This window comes from Pseudomonas inefficax (genome assembly GCF_900277125.1).
GTDB lineage: Bacteria > Pseudomonadota > Gammaproteobacteria > Pseudomonadales > Pseudomonadaceae > Aquipseudomonas > Aquipseudomonas inefficax.
Genome location: NZ_OPYN01000138.1, coordinates 1 through 2441, shown reverse-complemented (window position 1 = coordinate 2441; position 2441 = coordinate 1). Strand labels below are relative to the sequence as shown.

Genomic DNA, 2441 nt, shown 5'->3' with positions numbered 1-2441 from the left:
CGAGGTCAGGCCGGTGGATGTGTGCCACAGTGACTGGGACTGCACGCTAGAGCCTGAGCCTGGAGAGGCCCTGGCCATTCGCATGGGCTTGCGCCTGGTGCGCGGCCTTGCCGAGGCCGACGCCAGGCGCCTGGCGCAGGCGAGGGCGCAGCGGCCATGGCGCGATGTCGAAGACCTGTGCCTGCGAGCCGGGCTCGACGCGCGTGCCCGCGCCCACCTGGCCGATGCCGGCGCGCTGCGCGCCTTGGCCAGCGACCGGCACCAGGCGCGCTGGCAGGTGGCGGCGGTGCAGCCGCAACTGCCTTTGTTCGCCGACATGCAAGCCTTGCCGGAAAGCCCCGTTGAACTGCCCGTCCCCAGCGTGGCAGAAGACCTGATGGCCGATTACCAGACCCTGGGTACCACGCTTGGGCCGCATCCCTTGACCTTGTTGCGCTCACGCCTGCGGGCACTGGGCTGTCGCAGTTCGCGCGAGCTGCAGGATGTCGGGCATGGTGACAACATTGCCGTGGCCGGGCTGGTGGTGGGCCGCCAGCGGCCCCAGACCGCCAGTGGGGTGACCTTCGTCACCCTGGAGGACGAGCACGGCATGGTCAATGTGGTGGTGTGGCGGGCGCTTGCCGAACGGCAGCGACGGGCGCTGGTGGGGTCGCAGTTGCTCAAGGTCAGCGGGCGCCTGGAGCAGGAGAAGGGCGTACGTCACCTGATAGCACGGCGGCTGGAGGATGTGAGCCCGTTGTTGCAAGGGCTGGATGTGCGTAGCCGGGACTTTCACTGAATCCCATCTATGCGCGGGCCCTTGTGGGAGCGGGCAAGCCCGCGAAGCAGCCCCCGCGGTGCATGGCACCGGCTTTGCCGGTGTTCGCGGGCGCGCCCGCTCCCACAGGAGTCTCGCCATAGTCCGGCTTGCGCTGACCTGTAGGAGCGGCCTTGCGTCGCGAAAGGGCTGCGTAGCAGCCCCAGGATTTCGGCGTCACTGCAGATAATGCTGGGGCCGCTTTGCGGCCCTTTCGCGACACAAGGCCGCTCCTACAAGTGTGGTGTTGCCAGTCAGACCATCGCCAACCGCTGCTTGCGTGTCGGTGCCGGGAACGCCCGGTCGATTGCCCGCAGGTCTTCGCTGGTCAAGGTCAGCGTACCTGCAGCCGCATTCAACCGCACATGCTCGGGCGTCACGGCCTTGGGGATGGCTATCACCCCGTCATGTCGGGTCACCCAGGCCAGGCTGACCTGGGCCGGTGTGGCGCCATGGCGCTCGGCGATTTCCGCCAGCAACGGGTGCTGCAGCAGGCGCCCGGCCTGGGCCAGCGGGCAGTAGGCCATGGTCGGCAGCGCGCGCTTTTCGCACCACGGCAACAGGTCGAATTCGATGCCACGCTGGGCCGGGTTGTACAGCACCTGGTTGGTGGCGCAATCGGGGTTGTGCAGTTCGCGCAGGTCGTCGACGTCGAAATTGGAAACACCCCAGCGCTTGATCTTGCCTTGCTCGCGCAAGCGCTCGAAGGCCTCGACGGTTTCCTCCAGGGGGTGCTGGCCACGCCAGTGCAGCAGGTACAGGTCGATGCAGTCGGTGCCCAGGCGAGCGAGGCTGCGTTCGCAGGCCACCGCCATACCGCGCCGGCTGGCATTGTGCGGGTACACCTTGCTGACCAGGAACACCTTGTCGCGGCGCCCGGCAATGGCTTGGCCAACCACTTGTTCGGCACCACCTTCGCCATACATCTCGGCGGTATCGATCAAGCTCAGGCCAAGTTCGATACCCTGTTGCAGGGCCGCCACCTCGGCCGCCTTGCGGGCCGGATCCTCCCCCATGTACCAGGTGCCCTGGCCAATGGCCGGAACGCTCGAACCTGCCAGTTTCACGTAACGCATGTCACCTCCGGGATGCGGGTATTGGAAAGCAGTACCTCGAGCAGCGCTTGCGCCGCCGTGGAAAGCTTGTGTTCGCTGAGGGCGATCACGCCGATGCGGCGCTCGACCGTGGGCTCGACCAGGGTTACGCAGCGAGCGCCCAGCTCTTGCATCTGGTTGATGCACAGCGCAGGCACGGCACTGACCCCCAGGCCACTGGCAACCATGCGGCCGATGGTCGTCAGCTGGTGGCTCTCGAAAGCCACCGCCAGTTTGCCGTGGCGGGCGGCCACGTTCTGCTCCATCAGCAGGCGCACCGCCGAAGGGCGTTGCAGGGCCACGAAGTCTTCGGCCAGCAACTGTGCCCAGCTCACCTGGGGCAGCTGCGCCAAGGACGAATCGGCGGGCACCACGGCGACGAAACGGTCCATGTACAACGGGTGGAAGTCCAGGCCATCGATGTTGTCCGGTTCGAAGCCGATGCCCAGTTCGACGCGGCGATGGCGCACCAGTTCCTGTACCTGTTCGTTGATCACATCGTGCACCGTGACGTTGACCTTCGGGTAACGCTGGCGAAAGACCTTCAGCGA

At 66.6% G+C, this 2441-nt stretch carries 3 protein-coding genes; 1 reads left to right on the top strand and 2 read right to left on the bottom strand.

From position 1 onward, the window contains the following. Positions 1–778: helix-hairpin-helix domain-containing protein (locus JV551A3_RS16290; protein ID WP_235874589.1), on the top strand; the 778-nt coding region annotated here is incomplete at its 5' end. A gap of 272 nt (positions 779–1050) precedes the next feature. On the opposite strand, the gene JV551A3_RS16280 is transcribed toward JV551A3_RS16290, so the two are convergent. Next, positions 1051–1872 (bottom strand): aldo/keto reductase, encoded by an 822-nt coding sequence (locus JV551A3_RS16280; RefSeq protein WP_133978909.1) that lies wholly within the window; start codon positions 1870–1872, stop codon positions 1051–1053. After that, the coding region (locus JV551A3_RS16275; RefSeq protein WP_235874588.1) for a LysR substrate-binding domain-containing protein at positions 1860–2441 on the bottom strand (582 nt) is incomplete at its 5' end. The genes JV551A3_RS16275 and JV551A3_RS16280, both read right to left, overlap by 13 nt.